The organism is Pseudomonas sp. TWRC1-2 (genome assembly GCF_049896685.1).
Taxonomy (GTDB): Bacteria; Pseudomonadota; Gammaproteobacteria; order Pseudomonadales; family Pseudomonadaceae; genus Aquipseudomonas.
Genome location: NZ_JAFCUU010000003.1, coordinates 696,937 through 718,907, shown reverse-complemented (window position 1 = coordinate 718,907; position 21,971 = coordinate 696,937). Strand labels below are relative to the sequence as shown.

The following is a 21,971-nucleotide window of genomic DNA, read 5'->3' as shown; positions in this document are numbered from 1 at the left end:
TTTGAGCTTTGCGTGATGGAGCAATCATGTTTGTCCAGATTCTAGGTTCCGCCGCCGGCGGTGGCTTCCCGCAGTGGAACTGCAACTGCGTGAACTGCGCAGGTTTTCGTGACGGCAGCCTGCGGGCCCAGGCGCGCACTCAGTCGTCCATCGCGATTTCCGACGATGGCGTGAATTGGGTACTGTGCAACGCTTCGCCGGATATCCGCGCGCAACTGCAAGGCTTCGCCCCGATGCAACCCGGCCGTGCGCTGCGCGATACCGGTATCAGCGCGATCATCCTGATGGACAGCCAGATCGACCACACCACCGGCCTGTTAAGCCTGCGCGAAGGCTGCCCGCACCAGTTGTGGTGCACCGACATGGTCCATGAAGATTTGAGTACCGGTTTCCCGCTGTTCACCATGCTCACGCACTGGAACGGCGGCCTGGCCTGGAACCGCATCGAGCTGGACGCCAGCTTCACCATCCCGGCCTGCCCCAACCTGCGTTTCACGCCGCTGCCATTGCGCAGCGCCGCACCGCCCTACTCGCCACACCGCTTCGACCCGCACCCAGGCGACAACATCGGCCTGATCGTCGAAGACCTGCGCACCGGCGGCAAACTGTTTTACGCCCCTGGGCTGGGCAAGGTCGACGCGCCGTTGCTGGAGATCATGGCCGGCAGCGATTGCCTGCTGGTGGATGGCACGATGTGGGACGACGATGAGATGCAGCGCCGTGGCGTCGGCACCCGCACCGGTCGCGAGATGGGCCACCTGGCTCAGAACGGCCCCGGCGGCATGCTCGAAGTGCTGGAACAGTTGCCCGAGCAGCGCAAGGTGCTGATCCACATCAACAACACCAACCCGATCCTCGATGAAGACTCCCCCGAACGGGCCGAGCTGGCACGGCGTAATGTTGAAGTGGCTTACGACGGCATGAGCATTGAATTGTAGGAGCAGACCACATGACTGACACACCACTGACGCCCGCCGAGTTCGAGCATGCCTTGCGTGCCAAGGGCGCGTTTTACCATATCCATCACCCGTACCACGTGGCGATGTATGAAGGCCGCGCCACCCGCGAGCAGATCCAGGGTTGGGTCGCCAACCGCTTCTACTATCAGGTGAATATCCCGCTGAAAGACGCCGCGATCCTGGCCAATTGCCCGGACCGCGAGATCCGTCGCGAGTGGATCCAGCGCCTGCTCGACCACGACGGTGCTCCCGGTGAAGACGGCGGTATTGAAGCCTGGTTGCGTCTGGGCCAGGCCGTTGGCCTCGACCCGGACCAGCTGCGGTCTCAGGAACTGGTGCTGCCCGGCGTGCGTTTTGCCGTGGATGCCTACGTCAACTTTGCCCGGCGTGCCAGCTGGCAAGAAGCCGCCAGCAGCTCGCTGACCGAGCTGTTCGCGCCGCAGATCCACCAGTCGCGCCTCGACAGCTGGCCGCAGCACTATCCGTGGATCGACCCGGCCGGTTATGAGTATTTCCGTACCCGCCTGGGCCAGGCCCGACGCGATGTGGAACACGGCTTGGCGATCACGTTGCAGCACTACACCACTCGCGAAGGTCAGGAGCGCATGCTGGAAATTCTCCAGTTCAAACTCGACATCTTGTGGAGCATGCTGGATGCCATGAGCATGGCCTATGAACTGAACCGCCCGCCGTATCACAGCGTGACTGATCAGCGTGTATGGCATAAAGGGATCACCCTATGAGCTTTGATCGCAGCAGAACACCGACCTGGCGCCAGGGCTATCGCTACCAGTACGAGCCCGCGCAAAAAGGCCACGTATTGCTCTACCCCGAAGGCATGATCAAGCTCAACGACAGCGCCGCATTGATTGGTGGTCTGATCGATGGCGAACGCGACGTGGCTGCCATCATCGCCGAGCTGGATAAACAATTCCCCGGCGTACCTGAACTCGGTCAAGACATCGAGGATTTCATGGAGGTCGCCCGTGCTGAGCACTGGATCGAACTTGCCTGAAAAGCCACCCGTTGGCCTGCCGCTGTGGCTGCTCGCCGAGCTGACATACCGCTGCCCGTTGCAGTGCCCGTACTGCTCAAACCCGCTGGATTTCGCCGAGCAGGGTAAAGAGCTGAGCACCGAGCAATGGATCAAAGTGTTTCGCGAAGCGCGGGAAATGGGCGCCGCGCAACTGGGGTTTTCCGGCGGTGAACCACTGGTACGCCAGGACCTTGCCGAACTGATCGCCGAGGCGCGCAAGCTGGGCTTTTACACCAACCTGATCACCTCCGGCATCGGCCTCACCGAGCAAAAAATCAGCGACTTCAAGAAAGCTGGCCTGGACCACATCCAGATCAGCTTCCAGGCCAGCGACGAGCAGGTGAACAACCTGCTGGCCGGCTCGAAAAAAGCCTTCGCGCAAAAGCTGGAAATGGCTCGCGCGGTAAAGGCGCATGGCTATCCGATGGTGCTGAACTTCGTCACGCATCGGCACAATATCGACAAGATCGACCGCATTATCGAGCTGTGCATCGCACTGGAAGCAGACTTCGTCGAGCTCGCTACCTGCCAGTTCTACGGTTGGGCGCAGCTCAATCGTGTGGGGTTGTTGCCGACCAAAGAACAGCTGGTGCGCGCCGAACGCATCACCAACGAATACCGCGCCAAACTCGAAGCCGAAGGCCACCCGTGCAAGCTGATCTTCGTTACACCGGACTACTACGAAGAACGCCCAAAAGCCTGCATGAACGGCTGGGGCAGTATTTTTCTGACCGTAACACCGGACGGCACTGCCCTGCCCTGCCACGGTGCCCGACAGATGCCGGTGCAATTTCCCAACGTGCGCGACCACAGCATGCAGCACATCTGGTACGACTCGTTTGGCTTCAACCGCTTTCGCGGCTACGACTGGATGCCCGAGCCGTGCCGTTCATGCGATGAAAAGGAAAAGGACTTCGGCGGCTGCCGCTGCCAGGCGTTCATGCTCACGGGCGACGCGAGCAACGCCGACCCGGTGTGCAGCAAGTCCGAGCAGCACGGCATCATCCTGCAAGCGCGGGAAGAAGCCGAACACGCCACCCAGACCATCGAGCAATTGGCCTTTCGCAACGAGCGCAACTCGCGGCTCATTGCAAAAGGCTGACAGTTTTAGCGTTTGGCGATGATGTACACGGCGTGAATGATGCCCGGGAAGTAACCGCACAGGGTCAGCAGGATGTTCAGCCAGAACGCGCCGGCGAAACCCACTTGCAGGAACACACCCAGTGGCGGCAGCAGAATGGCGATGATGATGCGAATGATGTCCATGGGTCAGCTCCAAATAATCGGCTCGTGTGAGCCGTGTAGCTAATCGACCTTGGGCACTCGTAAGGGTTCAGTGGGTTCTGGCACTGGGCCACCTTGAAGTGCGCAGACAAAAAAACGCCCCCAGCCAAAAGAATCAGGCTGAGGGCGCCGCGTAGGCCGCGAGACGGTTCTGGAATGTGGGTTAAACGGCGATGCCCTTGCGGCATTGCAACTGCGCGGTGCGCACTCGGGAGAAGGCGCGAGCCAGGCGCAAAAGCATTTCGTCGATATTGCTTTTGCTGACCGTCAAGGCTGGGGTGAAGCGCAGGCCGTTGGGTTGCGCGGCATTAAGGATCAAACCTTCGTGCAGTGCTGCTTTTACGACGGCATCTGCAGAATCATCCGACAATGTCAGGCCCCACATCAGGCCATGGCCGCGCAATTGGCCGTGATCGTAGCGATAAGCCAGGCGGGCGAGGCCTTCGCCAAGGTAAAGGCCGGACTCGCGCACCTGCTCCAGAAAGCCCTGCTCCAGTACCGTTTTTAGTACCGCCTCCCCGGCCGCTGCCATCAACGCGTTGCCATGGTGGGTGCCATCCAGCTCGCCCAGCTCGAAGCAACAGGCCTTGCCACGCGCCAGCAGGGCCGCCAACGGCACGCCGCCGCCCAGGCCTTTGCCAAGGGTGATGATGTCGGCGCGCACGCCGTACTGTTGTTCGACGAGCAAGGTGCCGCAGCGGCCGATGCCGGTGTGCACTTCATCAAGAATCAGCAGGATGCCCAGCTCGCGGCACAGGCGTTCAACACCTTTCAGGTAGTGCTCGGTGGCGGGGATCACGCCGGCTGCGCCCTGAATCGGCTCCAGCATGATGGCCACCGTCTGTGCATCGACCGCCGCGTGCAACGCAGGCAGATCGTTGAAAGGCACATGGCTGAAGCCCGGCAATTGCGGTTCAAAACGGTTGCCGCCCGCCCCGGTCGAAGCCGCCATGGCCGCGAAACTACGGCCATGGCAACCGTTGCTGGCGCTGATGATGTGGTACGCGCCGCCGCGGTGCTGTTGGCCCCATTTGCGCGCCAGCTTGATCGCAGCTTCGCAGGCTTCAGCGCCGCTATTAAGCAGGTATCCCTGATCACTGCGCGTGTGATGGCACAACCGGTCGACGAGGTTCAGTTGGGGGCGATTGTGCAAGCCATTGCCGGGGTTGATCAGCGCCTGAGTCTGATCGGCGAGGGCCTTGATCAGCACCTGCGGGCTGTGGCCCAGGCTGTTGGCGGCGCTGCCCTGACTGAAATCAAGGTATGCACGGTTGTCGCTGTCCCAGAGCCAGGAGCCCTGGCCGCGCACGAAGACCTGCGCAGGCCTTGCGACGGTGGGCATCAGGGCATCGCTGGGCAGATCCTCGTGCGGCGCGTCGAGGATCAGATCGTCCAGGCTCGGTGCAGGGCGACGAAACAGATTCACACCTCACCCCCAATGGCAACCTGACCTTGGTCGCAATCCTGTGCGAAGACTGCCTCGAGGTTTTTTGTCTTGCCTATGTAAACGCCATCAACATAAACGCTATTCATTGCCAGATCCGGCCCCGTAAGCCTTGCGAATAGGCGCTAGACTAGGCGTCTCGGGGCCCACCGGCCATTTCGATTTTCCAGCTTTTTCGATAAGTAAACCTTATGGATTTCAAGCAACTGCGTTATTTCGTCGCGGTGTATGAGGAAGGCCACGTGGGCCGCGCTGCGGAGCGTCTGTCGATCTCCCAACCGGCCCTGTCGCAACAGATTCGCCAGCTGGAACAGAACCTGGATGTGAGCCTGTTCGAGCGCAGCAGCAAGCGCCTGCTGCCGACGCTGGCCGCGCATACCTTGTACAACCACGCATTGCCGCTGATCGACGGTATGCAACAAGCCGTCGAAGCCCTGCGCAACTTCAAGGGCCAGGCCATGCGCACGCTGGCCATCGGCGTGCTGCAAACGGTGCACACCAGCCTGGTTCCGCAAATGCTTGAGCGCGTGCGCAAGGCCCAGCCGCATCTGGTGGTGCAGATCTACGAACTGACCGGCCTGGAGATTGAACGGCGCTTGCTCAACGGCTCGCTGGACATCGGCATCAGCTACCTGCCGCCGCGCCAGCCGGGGCTGCACGGCGTGCTGTTGTATGAAGACGAATTGAAGGTCGTGATCCCGGAGGACCACCCCTTGCGCGAATTCAAGAAGGTCTCGCTGAAACAGGCGGCCGAATTACCGATGTTGCTACTGGGAGAGGAGTTTCAGGTGCGGCAGATCTGGCAGGGCCAACTCGCCAACCTCGGGCGCCGGCCACAGGTGCAGGCCGAACTGAATACCATGGTCGGCATTCTCGACAGCCTGCCCCATACCAAGCTGGCCACGGTACTGCCCGGGCGCTCCCAGGATGAGCACAACAGCAAGGCGCTGTTGTGGAAACCCTTGAGCGAACCCCGGGTGGCGCTGAAAGTGGGCTTGGTGTGCCGCGATGTACAACGCCAGCAAGCAACGGTGGCGTTATTGCGCACGCTGCTGGAAGACGTAATGAATGCCCCGCAGGCGCCTGCCTGACTTTTTCGCGGGCAAAAGAAAACCCCGCCGAAGCGGGGTTTTGCAGACTGTTTCCCTGACATCCATTTCACTCCGCCGTCCTGGCAGAATCCTACGTGTCCGTGTTGTTGCTTTGCGCTTCCTGCGCGACGTCCATGTGAAGTAGATTATCCGTGGATCCAATTTGGCGATAGAGGACGAATAGCAGCACGTCATGTAAGAGAATGCTTACACGCCCTCCAAGCCCTTAGAACAGTGCCCCATCCAGCAAAAACAGCGATTCGCTACCGGCTTTTACCGACGCACTCAGCGAATGGATACGTGGCAGCAGGCGCGCAAAGTAGAAACGCGCCGTGCCCAGCTTGCTCGCGTAGAAGTCTTCCTCAGACTCTTTGCCCCACGCGGCCTTCGCCATGCGGGCCCACATGTAGGCGTACGCCATGTAGCCAAAGGCGTGCAGGTATTCCACCGACGCTGCACCGATTTCATTCGGGTTGGTCTTGGCGCGGTCCAGCACCCAGGCGGTCAACTCATCCAGGTTATCCACCGCCGCGCTCAGCGGTCGGGTGAACTCAGCCAATTGGGCGTCCGCTGTGGCAATGAACTGACGGATCTCGTCGGCGAACAGGGTATAGAACGTGCCGTTGCTGCCGACAATCTTGCGCCCCATCAAGTCCAGCGCCTGAATGCCGTTGGTGCCTTCGTAAATCTGCGTGATGCGCACATCACGCACCAGTTGCTCCTGGCCCCACTCGCGAATGTAGCCGTGGCCGCCAAACACTTGCTGGCCGAGCACGGTGGTTTCCAGGCCCAGATCGCTGAGGAACGCCTTGGCGACGGGTGTGAGCAGTGCCACCAGATTGTCCGCACGCTCACGGGCGGCGGCATCCTCGCTGAACTTGGCGATGTCCAATTGCGTTGCCACGTACGTGGAGAACGCGCGACCGCCTTCATTCGCAGCCTTCATGGTCAGCAGCATGCGGCGCACGTCCGGATGCACGATGATCGGGTCGGCCACTTTGTCTTTAGCCTGGGCGCCGGTCGGTGCGCGGCTTTGCAGGCGATCACGCGCATATTCAATCGCGTTCTGATAGGAGCGCTCGCCGGAGGCCAGGCCCTGGATACCCACCCCCAGACGCTCGTAGTTCATCATGGTGAACATCGCCGCCAACCCACGGTTCAGCTCGCCCACCAGGTAACCCACGGCTTCGTCGAAGTTCATCACGCAGGTCGCAGACGCCTGAATGCCCATCTTGTGTTCGATCGAACCACAGCTCACCGGGTTACGCGCGCCCAGGCTGCCGTCGGCATTGACCATGAACTTGGGCACCAGAAACAACGAGATACCTTTCGGACCGGCCGGCGCATCCGGCAGCTTGGCGAGCACCAGATGGATGATGTTTTCGGTGAGGTCGTGTTCGCCGCCGGTGATAAAGATCTTGGTGCCGCTGATTGTGTAGGAACCGTCCGCCTGCGGCTCAGCCTTGGTGCGGATAATCCCCAGGTCGGTGCCCGCGTGCGCTTCAGTCAGGCACATGGAGCCGGCCCACTCGCCGGAATACATCTTCGGCAAGTAGGTGGCCTTGAGTGCTTCACTGGCGTGAGTGTTGATCGACACGCAGGCGCCAGAGGTGAGCATCGGGTACAGGCCGAACGCCAGGCTCGACGAGTTGATCATTTCCTCAACCTGGGCCGACACCGCCTTGGGCATGCCCATGCCGCCAAAGACAGGGTCGCCGCCTACACCCACCCAGCCACCTTCGGCGTAGGTTTTGTAGGCCTGGGGGAAACCATCCGGTGTGCTGACCACGGTATCGGCCCAACGGCAGCCTTGCTCGTCGCCATTGCGGCTCAGCGGTGCGATGGATTTGGCGGTGACCTTGCCGGCTTCCTCAAGGATCGCCTCGACAGTTTCGGCATCCACGGTGTCTGCCAATGCCGGCAATTGGGCCCAAGTGGTGGCGACCTCAAAGACTTCGTTGAGGACGAAGCGCATATCACGCAGCGGCGCTTTGTAATCAGCCATGGCAAACCTCGTGAGAACGTGAAAAGTAAGTCGGTAGGATCGGTTTTACAGGCTCCGAGTGTACCCGAACAACTTTTCAGACACATAGGGTCCGTTCGTGACTATTAAGTATTTATAAGTCACACACAGGTCTAATGTAGGAGCTGGCTTGCCTGCGATGGCATCACCGCAGTTTCACTGACCTACCGAGGTGACTGCATCGCAGGCAAGCCAGCTCCCACACAAGCCCGCACACAGTTACCCGCAGAAGCATCAGCCGCCTAGAGTGCAAACAACTGAGCAGGCAAGCTCATCAGGCAGTCACTGCCCGCCTCCACCGCTGCCCGGTGCGTGGCCGTACGCGGCAGCAAGCGCTTGAAGTAGAAGTCGCAGGTCGAAAGCTTTGCCTGGGCAAACTCGGTGTCGTCGTGTGCCTGAGCCGCTATCGCCATACGCAACCACAGATAGGCGAGGATGATGTAACCGCTGTACATCAAGTAATCCACCGCCGCTGCACCGACTTCATCCGGGTTTTTCATTGCGGCCATGCCAACCTTCATTGTCAGCTCGCCCCATTGCTGGTTCAGTTGATCGAGTTGCGCCACGTGAGCCTTGAGCTGCGGGTGTTCGGCATTTGCCGCGCAGAATTTATGCACGATTTTGGTAAAACCACGCAGCAGCTTGCCTTGGCTACCGAGCACCTTGCGCCCCAGCAGGTCGAGCGCCTGGATGCCATTGGTGCCTTCATAGATCGGCGCGATCCGCGCATCGCGTGCCAACTGTTCCATGCCCCATTCACGAATATAACCGTGGCCGCCGAATACCTGCATGCCGTGGTTGGTCACCTCCAGGCCCGTGTCGGTCATAAAGGCTTTGCAGATCGGCGTGAGGAACGCCAACAAGTCTTCAGCCTCCTGGCGCTGACCCGCGTCGTTGCTCAGGTGCGCGGTGTCGAGCAATTGCGCGGTGAAATACGTCAGCGCGCGGTTGCCTTCGTTGAAGGCTTTCATGGTCAGCAGCATGCGGCGTACATCAGCGTGCACGATGATGGGGTCGGCGGCCTTTTCCGGGGCCTTGGCGCCGGTCAGCGAGCGCATTTGCAGGCGGTCGTTGGCGTATTTGATTGCGCCCTGGAAGCTCGCCTCGCCATTGCACAGGCCCTGCATGCCGGTCCCCAGCCGTGCGTGGTTCATCATGGTGAACATGCAGTTGAGGCCTTTATTCGCCTCGCCAATCAAGAACCCCTTGGCACCGTCGAAATTGAGCACGCACGTGGCCGAGGCCTTGATGCCCATCTTGTGCTCGATGGAGCCGCAGTGCACCGCGTTGCGCTCACCCGAATCGGCATGGAACTTGGGCACGATAAACAGCGAGATACCTTTGGTGCCCGCCGGCGCATCCGGCAGTTTGGCCAGCACCAAGTGGATGATGTTCGCACTCAGGTCATGCTCGCCGGCCGAGATGAAGATCTTGCTGCCGGTGACCGCGTAACTGCCGTCGGCCTGGGGCACGGCGCGGGTCTTGATCAGCCCCAGGTCGGTGCCGCAGTGGGCTTCGGTCAGGCACATGGTGCCGGTCCATTCGCCGGCGGTGAGTTTGGTCAGGTAGGTGTCTTTCTGCTCCTCGGTGCCGTGGGCGTGGATCGCCGACATGGCGCCATGGGTCAGCCCCGGGTACATGCCCCAGGACGTGTTGCTGGAGCCGATCATTTCACTCAGCACCAGCCCCAACGAGTGCGGCAGGCCTTGCCCACCGTAGGCCGGGTCCGCTGCCACGCCATGCCAGCCGCCTTCCACGTACTGGGCGAAAGCTTGCTTGAAGCCCTTGGGCGTGGTGACCACGCCGTTGTCGAAATGGCAGCCTTCCTCATCGCCGCTGCGATTAAGCGGCGCGAGCACGTTTTCGCAGAATTTGGCGCCTTCTTCGAGGATCGCACTGACCATATCCGGGCTGGCGTCTGTGGCGCCGAGGGCCGCGTAGTGGCCGTGAAAATCAAACACGTTGTCGATCAGAAAGCGCATGTCGCGCAGGGGAGCTTTGTACTCAGGCATGGCGATGTCTCCGGCAGCAGATGGTTTCAACCTACTGCCGGCCACCGCCGCAAACAATCACTGTAGAACCGCTGAATACACCGCCATCACTCAACCGGCAGCACTCGCCATACGCACCGCGCCACGCCGGGTTTGCCCGGCCGCGACCACGCAGTTACGTCCGGCGCCCTTGGCGGCATAAAGCGCCTGGTCGGCGGATTTAAGCACTTCTTCCGGGGTGCGCTGTTCGGCCTGGCGTTCGGCCACACCGATGCTGACGGTTACCGACACGCTCGACGCGCCGCTGCCCGCGCGGCGTTGGCGGCCCTGCTGGTCGTCATGAGGGCGGTCGGGGTTGCGCAGCTTGATGTCGTAGTGGGCGATGATCTCGCGAATTTCTTCGAGGTACGGCATGCACTCATCCAGCGTCTTGCCGGCAAAGACCACCGCAAACTCCTCGCCGCCGTAACGGTAGGCACGCCCGCCGCCATTGACCTTGGAGAGCTTGCTGGCGACCAGGCGCAATACCTGGTCGCCGACGTCATGGCCGTGGGTGTCGTTGAAACGTTTGAAGTGATCGACGTCACTCATCGCCAGCACGTAGTTGCGCCCAAGGCGCTGCATGCGTTCGTTGAGCGCGCGGCGGCCCGGCAAGCCGGTCAGCTCGTCACGGAAGGCCATTTGATACGCCTCATGTGCCACGCCCGCAGCGATCATCAGCATCACCTGGCTGCACATGATGTTCAGGGTGAACGGCAGGATGAAGGTCTGCGGCAACATCCAGAACAGCCCGAGCAAACCAACCAGTTGCGCGGCATGCAACGGGCGCGGCTGATACCAGTACTGCGCCGCCAGGGTGACAAATCCAATCAGGAACATCGGGTACGACAGCTGGATCAGGCTCATCCAGCTGCCGTGCAAAGCCGGCCAGCGAATCTCTGCCAGCCAGCTCAACAGCGCTTGCGGGAAGCTTTGCTCAAGCGCCAGCGCCACGCTGCCGACGGCGAAGAGCACGGCGCAACGGGCGACGAAGTCGCGAAACAGGTGGGTTTTTTCCTGCCACAGCGCGTAGATGCTGAACAGCAGCGGCAGCAACAGGCAGCACAGATGGAACACCACCGCCGCGTCTTCCCGAACTCGGCCATTGTCGCGGTAGTAATCGGTCTGGGTGTCCAGCAGGAAATAAACGACGTACACCGTGATCATCAGGAACAGTTCACGCTGGCGCCGATACACCGCGCAATACGAGCCGCCCAGCAGCAGCACCAAGGTCGGCAGCACGTTGAACAGCGAGGTGAAGAACACATTGAGGTCCTTCACGTACGCAGCCGATAGCCCCGCCAGCAGTAACAGCAGTGAGGGTAGGAAATGACTGAAACGTACAGCGGACGCGCGTGACAAGGGTAAAGCTCCGACCCACTCAAAAAGATGGCACAGTGCCTTCACTGATCACAGTTAAGCACATTCAATGTGATGCGTATCACATTGCCATCACTTTAACGGCCGCTCGGCCTAATCCCTGAGCGCCACGCTGCGTTTTTTTACAGGTCATTGCGCGAAAAACAGGCGGATGCAATGCGCAGGCCATCCCGTACTGTCAGTTATGACAGTAGTCGCCGACAGGATTGGCATGTTTACTTGCGCGTACCACTCAATACCGCCCAGCGAGTATTCGGGACAGGGAGTGTCCCTTAAACACGATGGGAGTGACCCTCATGGAAACCTTGGTATCCGAACTGGTGAGCACCAGCTCTCAGTTCCTGATTCGTAACGCCATACCCTCGCTGCCGCCCTTGATTGTGGTGGATGCTCTGCCCGGAACCGGCGGCATGGTGCCTCTGACGGCGGCTGAACGTGACCTGCGAATCCGGATTCCAGCGTTGCCGCAACCGGGGCCTGCCGGGGCCCAGCCCATTATCCGGGTGTATGCCGAGCTGCCCCCGCCGAATGAACACCAAGTCATCGCTTACCTCCAGTTGCCGTCTTACCCCACAGCAGACATTGAAATGCCAGTGCCGCGCCGCTTCGTGGGCAGTGAGGGCGATTATCTGCTGACCTACATCCTGGAAGCCGGTGACAACGTTCTGCGCGCCACCGCCAGCACCCCGCTGCGGGTGCATAAAACGCCACCTTTTGGTTACCTGACCATCACACCGCCAGCCCCGCTGCTGCCACTGAATCTGGCAACTGCGACGATTACCGATGAGTATCTGGCCAGCAATGACCCGGTCGTGTTCCGGATTCCCGAGCACACAGAGATCAACGCCCAGGTTGCGCTGAGGGTCATTCCCTACTACGGCATTACCGACCGGCACATGCAGTTTCCTTTCGCACCTCCGGGCCCTGTTACCTTGCCCGACTATCCGGCCCCGCGCCTGATTTCAGTACCGGCCTCCGTGATTCGCGAGCGCGGCAACGGCCTCATGCAACTGACCTACCGCTTCCTGGACCGGCTAGGCAACCGCTCACGTGATTCGTTGATTCTGGAACTCAGGGTCGCGCTGCAATTGACCCCTTCAAACATTGCCGCTCCGCGCGTGACACAGGCGATTGCGCCCGACAACACGGTGACTCAGGCCGATATCGACCTGAGTGGGCTAGGCGGGATGGAGGTTTGGCTGGACAGTGTCACCAATTTGCAGATCAACGACGCTGTGGCCGTTGTCGTGGGCACAAATACCGTCTTGGCGCCGCCTGTGGTTTACGTGGGCCAACCACTGCCGCTGCGCCTTGTGATCACGACGGCGCAATTACTGGCCATCCTTCCGGGCGCCGCCAGCAACAACACGCCCGCCCAGATAAAATTCCGCATCACCAGGGGGACCACCTTCGTGGAGGGACCTACCAGAAATCTCATCTTGAACTTCTCGCCGTTGATGACGCTGGCGCAGCCGCAGGTGCTCAACCTTATCGGCGGCAATCTCACTTGCGCCTCGCCGCAGCCGTCGAGCCTGACCTTTCTAAACCGGTCTATCGGCGTATTTATCCCGCCCTCTGCGCTCCTGCGTGCCAACACGGCGGGGACATTGACGTGCGTAATGAGCCGTCAGGATGACGGTTCGAACCCCATTACGCCCCCACTGACTGTCCCGATTGTGTGGGCTGCCGCGGCTTCCACCACCGGGCAAACCGTGTACCTGCAGTATTCGGCCACCATGCGGGTGATCGGCAGGGGCGTCATGTACCTCAGCTACACGACGCAGAATGCCGCCGGGCAATTGCTTCAGTCGCCACCGACGGACATTCCAGTCAGGGGCGTTTTGCCGGGCAACACTTACTGCGACGGCGCGCCTTATATCCCGACACCTTAAGCGCCGCGTTGCTGGCCCCCACAAAAAAGCCGCCGCTCCCGAAAGAGCGGCGGCTTTTTCATGAACCCGCCGAGGGTTAGTAGCCCAGGTCGAAGTTCTCTTCCTTCATGTCCATCAGGTTGTTGGCGCCCGACAGCATGGTTGCAACGTGGGTGCGGGTACGCGGCAGAATGCGCTGGAAGTAGAAGCGCGCGGTCTGCAGCTTGGCGGTGTAGAAGGCCTCTTCGCTGGTGCCGGCAGCCAGTTTCTCGGCAGCCAGGCGCGCCATGTCGGCCCAGAAGTAAGCCAGGCACGCGTAACCGGAGTACATCAGGTAATCCACCGAAGCGGCACCGACTTCTTCACGGTCTTTCATCGCAGCCATGCCGACCTTCATGGTCACCTCGCCCCATTCCTTGTTCAGCGCGGCCAGCGGTGCGACGAATTCCTTTACGGCTTCGTTGCCTTCGTTGGCCTGGCAGAACTTGTGCACGATCTTGGTGAAGCCCTTGAGCGCTTCGCCTTGAGTCATCAGCACTTTACGGCCGAGCAGGTCCAGCGCCTGGATACCGGTGGTGCCTTCGTACAGCATCGAAATGCGGCTGTCGCGAACGTTCTGCTCCATGCCCCACTCGGCAATGAAGCCGTGGCCGCCGTAGATTTGCACGCCGTGGTTGGCGGCTTCAAAACCGACTTCGGTCATGAACGCCTTGGCGATCGGGGTCATGAATGCCAGCAGGGCATCGGCCTGCTTTTTCGCTTCGTCGTCGGTGCCGTATTTGACGATGTCCACTTGCTTGGCGGTGAAGTACACCATCGCACGGTTGCCTTCGGCGAAGGCTTTCATGGTCAGCAGCATGCGGCGCACGTCAGGGTGCACGATGATCGGGTCAGCGGCTTTGTCCGGTGCTTTCGGGCCGGTCAGCGAACGCATTTGCAGGCGATCACGGGCGTATTTCAGGCCACCCTGGAAACCGATTTCAGCGTGGGACAGGCCTTGCAGCGCAGTACCCAGGCGTGCGGTGTTCATAAAGGTGAACATGCAGTTCAGGCCTTTGTTCGCCGGGCCGATCAGGAAACCGGTGGCCGCGTCGAAGTTCATCACGCAGGTGGCGTTGCCGTGAATACCCATCTTGTGTTCCAGGGAACCACAGGACACCGCGTTGCGCTGGCCAATCGAGCCGTCTGCGTTTGGCAGGAATTTGGGCACGATAAACAGCGAAATGCCTTTGGTGCCAGCCGGTGCGTCCGGTAGGCGGGCCAGCACGATGTGGACGATGTTGTCGGCCATGTCGTGTTCACCGGCCGAGATGAAGATCTTGGTGCCGGAGACTTTGTAGGAACCGTCGGCCTGAGGCTCAGCCTTGGTGCGCAACATGCCCAGGTCGGTACCGCAATGGGGTTCGGTCAGGCACATGGTGCCGGTCCACTCGCCCGAGACCAGTTTGGTCAGGTAGGCATTTTGCTGTTCTGGGGTGCCGTGCTCGGAGATGGTGTTCATCGCACCGTGCGACAGGCCCGGGTACATGCCCCACGACCAGTTGGCAGTGCCAACCATTTCGCTGACTGCAAGGCCCAGGGACTCCGGCAGGCCTTGGCCGCCGTGCTCCACGTCGTGGGCCAGGCTTGGCCAGCCGCCTTCAACGAATTGTTTGTAGGCTTCTTTGAAACCCGTCGGGGTCTTAACGCCTGACTCGCTCCAGGTACAGCCTTCGATGTCGCCCACGCGGTTCAACGGTGCCAGCACTTGCTCACAGAACTTGGCGCCTTCTTCGAGGATGGCGTCAACCATGTCCGGGGTAGCGTCCTGGCAAGCCGGCAGGCTCTGATAGTGCGCTTCATAACCGAGCAGTTCGTCACGAACGAAGCGAATATCACGCAAGGGGGCCTTGTAGTCAGGCATAGCGATAAACCTCTGCTGATGTATCTGGGATGAACAACCGCGTGGATGCGTTGTGGCGGTCAAACAGGTGTTTGAAACATACGTTTACGACCTGGGGTTGTCAAGCATCGTCCCGCTGCCATTTGTCATGACGCGGATCAACATCAGGCACGGCAAGGCCTGCGGCAAGGCGCCACATGATTGAGCGGTGTAAAAGTCAGTCAGACGAAGCAGGGCCAATGTGGAAGCGGGCTTGCCTGCGATACAGGTGCCGCGGTGTACCAAGGGGACCGAGTAGAAGCTGTCGCAGGCAAGCCAGCTCTCACACAAGAGCCGGCATACCTGGAAAGAGAGGGGTTAAGCGTAGGTATCGATCAGCGTGCCCAGCATTTCATCCGAAGCCTTGGCGACTTTGACGCCCAGCTCCACTTGAAACTTGCCTTGGGCCATTTCAACCATGTTGCTCGCCGAGTTGGATGGCTGGGCACGGTCGTTGGCTTGTAGACGGTCGCTTTGTGCGTCTGATGGCTGGGTCGTCGCGGCGCTGGCAATCTTGCCGGCGGCCTGGTCGACGCGGTTCTGCCCGGCCTGAATCGTGCTCAGCCCCGAATAAAACGCGCTGCTTCCAGAGATTTCCATGGCGTAAGCCTGCCTTTAGAGAATCGTGAACCTGAATTGAAGCAGACATCCCGGCAAAACGCCCGTCAAAAACACTAATGGCATAATGCCTTAGCGATAGCCAAAATCAGTCAAGCAGGTCCAGTTCCAGGTATTCGGCGACGGCTTCGGCGCTGGCCTGCTTGAGTTTTGGCACGCGCCCAAGGCAAGGCGCAGGTAACCGCTCAGCCAGGGTGGCGAGGTTCTCTTCCAGACGAGAGGTCTTGGGGTCGATGATATTCGCCACCCAGCCTGCCAACGGCAAGCCGTCTCGCGCTATGGCTTCCGCAGTGAGCAACGCATGGCTGATACAGCCCAAACGCACGCCCACTACCAGGATCACGGGCAGCTTGAGCGCCTTGGCCAGGTCCGACAGGTTGTCCTGATCGGCCAAGGGCACCCGCCAGCCACCCGCGCCTTCAATCAAGGTGAAATCCGCCTGCCGCGCCAGAATCTGCTGCATCGGTTTCAACAGCGATTGCACCGTCAGCGCCACGCCCGCCTCCCGCGCCGCCAAGTGCGGTGCAATCGCGGGCTCGAACGCCACCGGGTTGACCTCGGCATAGCTCAACGGCAACGAACACTCAGCCAACAGCGCCAAGGCATCGGCATTGCGTAATCCTTTGGGGGTGACCTGGCAGCCCGAAGCCACGGGCTTGCCAGCGGCGGTGCTTTTACCCGCAAGCCTTGCGGCGTGCAGCAGGCCAGCGGCGATGGTTGTCTTGCCGACATCGGTGTCGGTGCCGGTGATGAAGTAAGCGGCGCTCATAGAGGTTTCTCCAGTACGGCATACACCACTTGGTAGGTGGCGGGCAGGCCTTGGGCCTGACGGAACTGCTCGTAAGCGCCCACCAGTGCAACAATCCTCGCGCGCCCCGTCAACCCTCCCGGGCGGCCCGGGTTCAGGTTATGCGCGCCCAATGCTTTGAGCTCGTGGGTCAGACTGCGCACATCCGGGTAATGCAGCACGTGCGGCCGGCGCTCCAGGCTCACCACCCGCAAGCCGCTGGCGGCGCACAGCTGTTGATAAGCCTCAAAAGTGCGGAAGCGGTTGACGTGCACCAGGCCATCCGCGGCCCGCCAGCTTTCGCGTAGCTCACTCAGCGTGCCCACGCACAAGCTGGCAAACGCCAACACCCCGCCGGGTTGCAGCACGCGATAAGCCTCGCGGAGCACGGCGTCAAAATTTGCACACCACTGCACCGCCAGGCTGGAGAAGATCAGCCCGCAACTGTTGCCCTGCAACGGCAGGCGTTCAGCATCACCGGCAATAAAGTGCTCGGCGCCGCCCAATGGCCGCGCGTGGTTGAGCATGCCTTCGGCAATATCCACCGCCACGCCCTGGCTGGCGGGCAATCGCTCGCCCAGCACGCGGCTGAAAAAACCGGTGCCCGAGCCCAGGTCCAGCCAGCGTTGCGGCGCGGCGCCCGTCGGCAGGCGAGCCAACAGCTCGTAACCCACTGCGCGCTGCAACGCGGCCACGCTGTCGTAACTGGCGGCGGCGCGGGAGAAAGACGCCGCCACCTGGCGCTTGTCCGGCAAGGCGCCCGGCAGTGTTGGGTGGGATAAATCAGTCATCAACGCACTCGTGCAAAAAAGCCTGGATGGCCCCCGCTACGCCGTGAGGGTCTTCCAGAAGAAAAGCGTGACCGGCCTGTTCAATCAGGCCGATTTCTACATCGGGGAGCAGCGCCAGCAAGTCGCTAGCCGCTTGGGCGGGCACCAGACCATCCAAACCGGCGAACAGATGCAACTGCGGGCCGCGATAGCCGAGCAAGGCTTCGCGGGTATCCAGTTGAGCCAGCAACTCAAGGCCGGTCATCAATTCGCTGGAAGGCGTATTCGGCGCGCCACTGACCAGCAAACGCGAGAGCCCGCGCGGGTCTTGCGCCCCCTTGGCACACAGCAGGCCGAAGCGTTTGAGGGTGACCTGGGAGTCGGCATGGCAGCCGGCGAGAAACGCATCGAACGTCTCAGCCGGCATCGCGCTGGGCCAGCCGGCATGCGCGACAAAACACGGATTGCTCGCCAACGTCAGCAAGCCGCAGCAACGTTCGCCGCGGCGCGCCGCGAGCTCCGACGCGAGCATGCCGCCCAGGGACCAACCACCCAGCCAGGCGTTGTCGGGCAGCGTGGCGTCGAGTTCGTCGAGCCATTCACCCAAGTCACTCGATTGCAGCGTCGGCAATGGCTCGATCTGCACCTGCAGGTGTTCGTCGAGGCCGCGCAAGGCTGCGGCCAAGGGCTCCAGTGGCGATACGCCAAGGCCCCAGCCGGGCAGCACTATCAGTCGATCACGCATGGTCGGGCTCCATGGCGCCTAACAAGCGGAAACACTCTTCCAATGCGTTTAACAATAGCTGCACCTGCGCCGCGCTGTGGGCCGCCGTCAACGTCACGCGCAAACGCGCGCCGCCGGCAGGTACGGTGGGCGGGCGGATCGCGGTGACCATCAGGCCGCGCTCGCGCAACAGCTGCGACAGGCGCACGGCGCGGGCACTGTCGCCAATCAGGATCGGCTGGATCGGCGTGAAGCTGTCCATCAGGTCCAGGCCGAGCTGTTCGGCGCCCCGGCGGAACTGGCGGATCAGACCATTGAGATGCTCGCGTCGCCAATGCTCGATGCGCAGCAGCTCCAGGCTTTTCAAGGTTGCGCAGGCCAACGCCGGCGGTTGGCTGGTGGTGTAGATGTAAGGCCGGGCGAACTGGATCAGGCTTTCGATCAGCTCTTCGCTGCCCGCCACAAACGCTCCGGCGGTGCCAAAGGCTTTGCCCAGCGTGCCGACCAGCACCGGCACATCCTCCTGACTCAAGCCGAAATGCTCGACGATCCCGCCGCCAGTGGCACCCAGCGGGCCGAAGCCGTGGGCATCATCCACCATCAACCAGGCGCCTTTGGCCTTGGTTTCACGGGCCAGCGCGGGCAGGTCGGCCAGATCGCCGTCCATGCTGAAAACGCCGTCGGTGACCACCAGCGTGTTGCCGGTAGCCTTCTCCAACCGCTTGGCCAGGCTGGCGGCGTCGTTGTGTAAATAGCGGTTGAACCGCGCACCGCTGAGCAAACCGGCATCCAGCAACGAGGCATGGTTCAACCGGTCTTCCAGCACCGTGTCGCCCTGCCCCACCAGCGCCGTGACCGCGCCGAGGTTGGCCATGTAGCCGGTGGTGAACAGCAACGCGCGCGGGCGCCCGGTCAGGTCGGCCAGGGCTTCTTCCAGTTCATGGTGCGGCGTGGCATGGCCAACCACCAAGTGGGACGCGCCACCGCCCACGCCCCAACGGGACGCACCGGCGCGCCAGGCTTCGATCACGTGCGGGTGATTGGCCAGGCCCAGGTAATCGTTGTTGCAGAACGCCAGCAACGGTTGGCCGTCCACCACGACTTCAGGGCCTTGCGGGCTCTGGAGCAAAGGGCGTTGACGGTAAAGGTGTTCGGCACGACGGGCAGCGAGACGCGCGGCGAGATCAAAAGACATGCAGGCCTCGATTAGCGGGTGAACTCGGTCAAAAATGTGGGAGCGGGCTTGCTCGCTCCCACATTTGGAATGCATTCCAAATAGGGGGATCGGCGTCAAACCGCGGCGTTATAGAACTGCTCGCTGCTCTTGTGCTCCACCAGCGCCTGCTCGATCGCCGCCTGATGCACTTCATCGGCATGCTCTTCACGGGCTTCCGGCAGGATGCCCAGGCGCGCAAACAGCTGCATGTCCTTGTCAGCCTGCGGGTTGGCGGTGGTCAGCAGCTTGTCGCCGTAGAAGATCGAGTTGGCACCGGCGAAGAAGGCCAGGGCCTGCATCTGCTCGTTCATGGCTTCGCGGCCGGCCGACAGGCGCACGTGCGACTGCGGCATCAGAATGCGCGCCACGGCGAGCATGCGGATGAAGTCGAACGGATCGATGTCATCGGCGTTTTCCAGCGGCGTACCGGCCACCTTCACCAGCATGTTGATCGGCACCGACTCCGGATGCTCCGGCAGGTTGGCCAGCTGGATCAGCAGGTTGGCGCGGTCGTCGAGGGACTCGCCCATGCCGAGGATGCCACCCGAGCAGATCTTCATGCCCGAATCGCGCACATAGGCCAGGGTTTGCAGGCGCTCGCTGTAAGTGCGCGTGGTGATGATCGAACCGTAGAACTCAGGCGAGGTGTCGAGGTTGTGGTTGTAGTAGTCGAGGCCGGCCTGGGCCAGGGCCTCGGTCTGGTCCTGGTCGAGACGGCCGAGCGTCATGCAGGTTTCCAGGCCCATGGCCTTCACGCCTTTGACCATTTCGAGCACGTACGGCATGTCTTTGGCCGACGGGTGTTTCCACGCGGCGCCCATGCAGAAGCGGGTCGAACCAATAGCCTTGGCGCGGGCAGCCTCTTCGAGGACCTTCTGCACCTCCATCAGCTTTTCTTTTTCCAGGCCAGTGTTGTAGTGGCCCGACTGCGGACAATATTTGCAATCTTCCGGGCAGGCGCCGGTTTTGATCGACAGCAACGTCGACACCTGCACGCGGTTGGCGTCGAAATGCGCGCGGTGCACGGTCTGCGCCTGGAACAACAGGTCATTGAAAGGCTGCACAAACAGCGCTTTGACTTCGGCTAAGGACCAATCGTGACGCAGGGTGGCAGTGGTGCTGGCGCTCATGGGCGATTCCTTGATTATGCTTGGGCTTTCGCTGCGGGAAGGGCAATACCCACAGTCACGACACGGATGCTCGGCATATTTAAGGAAGATTCATGCACTGTCAACCAGGATACAAACGCGAGGTTTACATCTGGCTAAAAAACAACCAGACGTGTTTAGTTTGCGATGAAGCCACAGAATCGGCCGATTGTGTGTGCAACGTCTGCGAAACAGAGCTGCCATGGTTGCTGGCGCAATGCGAGGTGTGCGCCTTGCCGCTGCCAACCAGCGGTTTGATCTGCGGCCAATGCCTGAAAAACCCGCCTGCGTTTAAACACGTCGTCGCACCGTGGTCTTTCAGCTTTCCGGTCGACACCCTGATCAGCCGCTTCAAGCATCAGTCACGCTGGCCCCTCGGCCACCTGCTCGCGCGCCTGCTGGGGCATCACCTGCAACACCGTTTTGACAACGCCGAACTCGAGCGCCCCGACTGCCTGCTGCCCGTGCCCCTGGCGCGTAAACGCCTGCGCGAACGCGGCTTCAACCAGGCGCTGATGCTGTCACGCTGGCTGAGTGAACAGCTTGATATCCCACACGATGACCACCTGTTGTTACGCCCCCATGAAACCGTCGCGCAACAAGCCCTCGACGCCAAAACCCGCAAACGCAACCTGCTCGCCGCGTTTGCACTGGCTCCCGACGCCCAGGTGCAAGGCCGCCACCTGGCGCTGGTCGACGACGTACTGACCACCGGCGCCACCGCCCACAGCCTGGCGCGGTTGCTGATGGACGCGGGGGCGCGGCAAGTCGATGTGTACTGCCTGGCACGCACACCTAAACCCGGGGCATGACTTGACTCGCGTGCGCCACGCCTGCAACGTCCGCTGACCTTATAGAAGCGTATCCACATGTCTCTGCCGACCTCGCTCAGCCAACACATCATCCGCCGCCCCCAGCGCATCGCCTTGCTGGCGCATATCGCCGAGCAAGGCTCGATCACCCGCGCGGCCAAAAGCGCCGGTTTGAGTTACAAGGCCGCCTGGGATGCCATCGACGAGCTGAACAATCTGGCGCAAAAACCGCTGGTGGAACGCAGCGTCGGCGGCAAAGGCGGCGGCGGTGCCAGGCTGACGGCCGAGGGTGAGCGCGTGCTGCGCCTTTACCAGCGTTTGCAAGTGTTGCAGGCCCAGGTGCTGGGCTCGGATGAAGACGCGAGCGACTTCAACCTGCTCGGCCGGCTGATGCTGCGCACCAGCGCGCGCAACCAATTGCACGGCCGGGTCATCGCCATTGAAAGCCATGGCCGCAATGACATGATCCGCCTGCAACTGTCGGGCGACTTGAGCCTGAGTGCGCAGATCACCCACGACAGCACGCAGCGCCTGGAACTGGAGGCCGGCGTGGAAGTGGTCGCCTTGATCAAGGCCGGCTGGCTGGAGTTGCTCGGCCTGGAGCAAGCAGCAACACCTGGACACAATTGCATGAGCGGCGTGATCGAGACGATTCTCGACGCCGAGGATGGCCCCAGCGAGGTGCGTATCACCCTGCCCAACGGCCAGGTTTTATGCGCCCTGGCGCAGCCCGCCGCGCTCAAGGCACTGAAGGCCGCCGAGGGCCAGCCAATTCAGGTGCAGTTCTCGCCCAGCAACGTGTTGCTCGGCACGCCGGTGTAGCGCGAGGGACTACTTCAAACTGCAACAATTTCGTC

General features: G+C 61.4%; 20 protein-coding genes. 8 read left to right on the top strand and 12 right to left on the bottom strand.

Features of this window, described 5'->3' with window-relative positions:
• Positions 1-26: 26 nt before the first annotated feature.
• From pqqB to pqqE, 4 genes are read left to right on the top strand one after another with little or no spacing between them, the layout of a single operon-like run.
• Entirely contained in the window at positions 27-938 is a 912-nt protein-coding gene (gene pqqB / locus ACP7B3_RS12155) for a pyrroloquinoline quinone biosynthesis protein PqqB (protein WP_426178886.1), read from the top strand.
• Between the two features lie 11 nt (positions 939-949).
• Positions 950-1,702: a pyrroloquinoline-quinone synthase PqqC gene (gene pqqC / locus ACP7B3_RS12150; RefSeq protein ID WP_145157473.1), complete on the top strand. Its 753-nt coding sequence runs from the start codon at positions 950-952 to the stop codon at positions 1,700-1,702.
• Complete coding sequence (pqqD, locus tag ACP7B3_RS12145) at positions 1,699-1,974, top strand: pyrroloquinoline quinone biosynthesis peptide chaperone PqqD (protein ID WP_017138041.1); 276 nt, start codon at positions 1,699-1,701, stop codon at positions 1,972-1,974. Before pqqC ends, pqqD begins: the two co-directional genes overlap by 4 nt.
• Entirely contained in the window at positions 1,946-3,097 is a 1,152-nt protein-coding gene (pqqE, locus tag ACP7B3_RS12140) for a pyrroloquinoline quinone biosynthesis protein PqqE (protein WP_106575539.1), read from the top strand. Before pqqD ends, pqqE begins: the two co-directional genes overlap by 29 nt.
• A gap of 5 nt (positions 3,098-3,102) precedes the next feature.
• On the opposite strand, the gene ACP7B3_RS12135 is transcribed toward pqqE, so the two are convergent.
• Positions 3,103-3,261: a YqaE/Pmp3 family membrane protein gene (locus ACP7B3_RS12135; RefSeq protein WP_010207008.1), complete on the bottom strand. Its 159-nt coding sequence runs from the start codon at positions 3,259-3,261 to the stop codon at positions 3,103-3,105.
• A gap of 181 nt (positions 3,262-3,442) precedes the next feature.
• Positions 3,443-4,705, bottom strand: coding sequence for an aspartate aminotransferase family protein (locus ACP7B3_RS12130; RefSeq protein ID WP_426178883.1), 1,263 nt, complete (start codon positions 4,703-4,705; stop codon positions 3,443-3,445).
• Positions 4,706-4,914: 209 nt separating this feature from the next.
• Between ACP7B3_RS12130 and ACP7B3_RS12125 the strand changes: the two genes are divergently transcribed.
• A complete protein-coding gene (locus tag ACP7B3_RS12125) occupies positions 4,915-5,814 on the top strand; it encodes a LysR family transcriptional regulator (RefSeq protein WP_145157477.1) in 900 nt (299 codons plus the stop codon).
• A 226-nt stretch (positions 5,815-6,040) separates the two neighbouring features.
• On the opposite strand, the gene ACP7B3_RS12120 is transcribed toward ACP7B3_RS12125, so the two are convergent.
• From ACP7B3_RS12120 to ACP7B3_RS12110, 3 genes are all read right to left on the bottom strand, one after another.
• Positions 6,041-7,819, bottom strand: a complete 1,779-nt coding sequence (locus tag ACP7B3_RS12120; RefSeq protein ID WP_426178881.1) for an acyl-CoA dehydrogenase C-terminal domain-containing protein — start codon at positions 7,817-7,819, stop codon at positions 6,041-6,043.
• 260 nt (positions 7,820-8,079) lie between these two features.
• The gene (locus tag ACP7B3_RS12115; RefSeq protein ID WP_426178879.1) at positions 8,080-9,849 is read right to left on the bottom strand and encodes an acyl-CoA dehydrogenase C-terminal domain-containing protein; all 1,770 of its coding nucleotides are present in this window, start codon (positions 9,847-9,849) and stop codon (positions 8,080-8,082) included.
• Between the two features lie 90 nt (positions 9,850-9,939).
• On the bottom strand, positions 9,940-11,229 hold the full coding sequence (locus tag ACP7B3_RS12110; RefSeq protein WP_262209351.1) for a GGDEF domain-containing protein: 1,290 nt from the start codon (positions 11,227-11,229) through the stop codon (positions 9,940-9,942).
• 314 nt (positions 11,230-11,543) lie between these two features.
• Between ACP7B3_RS12110 and ACP7B3_RS12105 the strand changes: the two genes are divergently transcribed.
• Entirely contained in the window at positions 11,544-13,139 is a 1,596-nt protein-coding gene (locus ACP7B3_RS12105) for a hypothetical protein (protein WP_145157485.1), read from the top strand.
• Between the two features lie 76 nt (positions 13,140-13,215).
• Here ACP7B3_RS12105 and ACP7B3_RS12100 read toward each other — a convergent pair whose 3' ends face one another.
• The 7 genes from ACP7B3_RS12100 to bioB all read right to left on the bottom strand — a co-directional run bounded on the left by ACP7B3_RS12100 (position 13,216) and on the right by bioB (position 20,284).
• On the bottom strand, positions 13,216-15,021 hold the full coding sequence (locus ACP7B3_RS12100) for a phenylacyl-CoA dehydrogenase (RefSeq protein WP_426178877.1): 1,806 nt from the start codon (positions 15,019-15,021) through the stop codon (positions 13,216-13,218).
• Positions 15,022-15,357: 336 nt separating this feature from the next.
• Positions 15,358-15,639, bottom strand: coding sequence for a pyrroloquinoline quinone biosynthesis protein PqqE (locus tag ACP7B3_RS12095; protein ID WP_065871814.1), 282 nt, complete (start codon positions 15,637-15,639; stop codon positions 15,358-15,360).
• Between the two features lie 106 nt (positions 15,640-15,745).
• On the bottom strand, positions 15,746-16,426 hold the full coding sequence (gene bioD, locus ACP7B3_RS12090; protein ID WP_106575548.1) for a dethiobiotin synthase: 681 nt from the start codon (positions 16,424-16,426) through the stop codon (positions 15,746-15,748).
• Complete coding sequence (gene bioC / locus ACP7B3_RS12085) at positions 16,423-17,235, bottom strand: malonyl-ACP O-methyltransferase BioC (protein ID WP_242200721.1); 813 nt, start codon at positions 17,233-17,235, stop codon at positions 16,423-16,425. Before bioC ends, bioD begins: the two co-directional genes overlap by 4 nt.
• Positions 17,228-17,959 carry an alpha/beta fold hydrolase gene (locus ACP7B3_RS12080; protein WP_426178874.1) on the bottom strand — a complete coding sequence of 244 codons (732 nt, stop codon included), beginning with the start codon at positions 17,957-17,959 and terminating at the stop codon, positions 17,228-17,230. Before ACP7B3_RS12080 ends, bioC begins: the two co-directional genes overlap by 8 nt.
• Positions 17,952-19,133, bottom strand: a complete 1,182-nt coding sequence (gene bioF, locus ACP7B3_RS12075) for an 8-amino-7-oxononanoate synthase (RefSeq protein WP_426178872.1) — start codon at positions 19,131-19,133, stop codon at positions 17,952-17,954. Before bioF ends, ACP7B3_RS12080 begins: the two co-directional genes overlap by 8 nt.
• 95 nt (positions 19,134-19,228) lie before the next feature.
• Complete coding sequence (gene bioB / locus ACP7B3_RS12070; protein ID WP_242200713.1) at positions 19,229-20,284, bottom strand: biotin synthase BioB; 1,056 nt, start codon at positions 20,282-20,284, stop codon at positions 19,229-19,231.
• 92 nt (positions 20,285-20,376) lie between these two features.
• Between bioB and ACP7B3_RS12065 the strand changes: the two genes are divergently transcribed.
• Positions 20,377-21,114, top strand: a complete 738-nt coding sequence (locus ACP7B3_RS12065) for a ComF family protein (RefSeq protein WP_145157492.1) — start codon at positions 20,377-20,379, stop codon at positions 21,112-21,114.
• Between the two features lie 57 nt (positions 21,115-21,171).
• Positions 21,172-21,936: a TOBE domain-containing protein gene (locus tag ACP7B3_RS12060; protein ID WP_426178869.1), complete on the top strand. Its 765-nt coding sequence runs from the start codon at positions 21,172-21,174 to the stop codon at positions 21,934-21,936.
• Positions 21,937-21,971 lie beyond the last annotated feature (35 nt).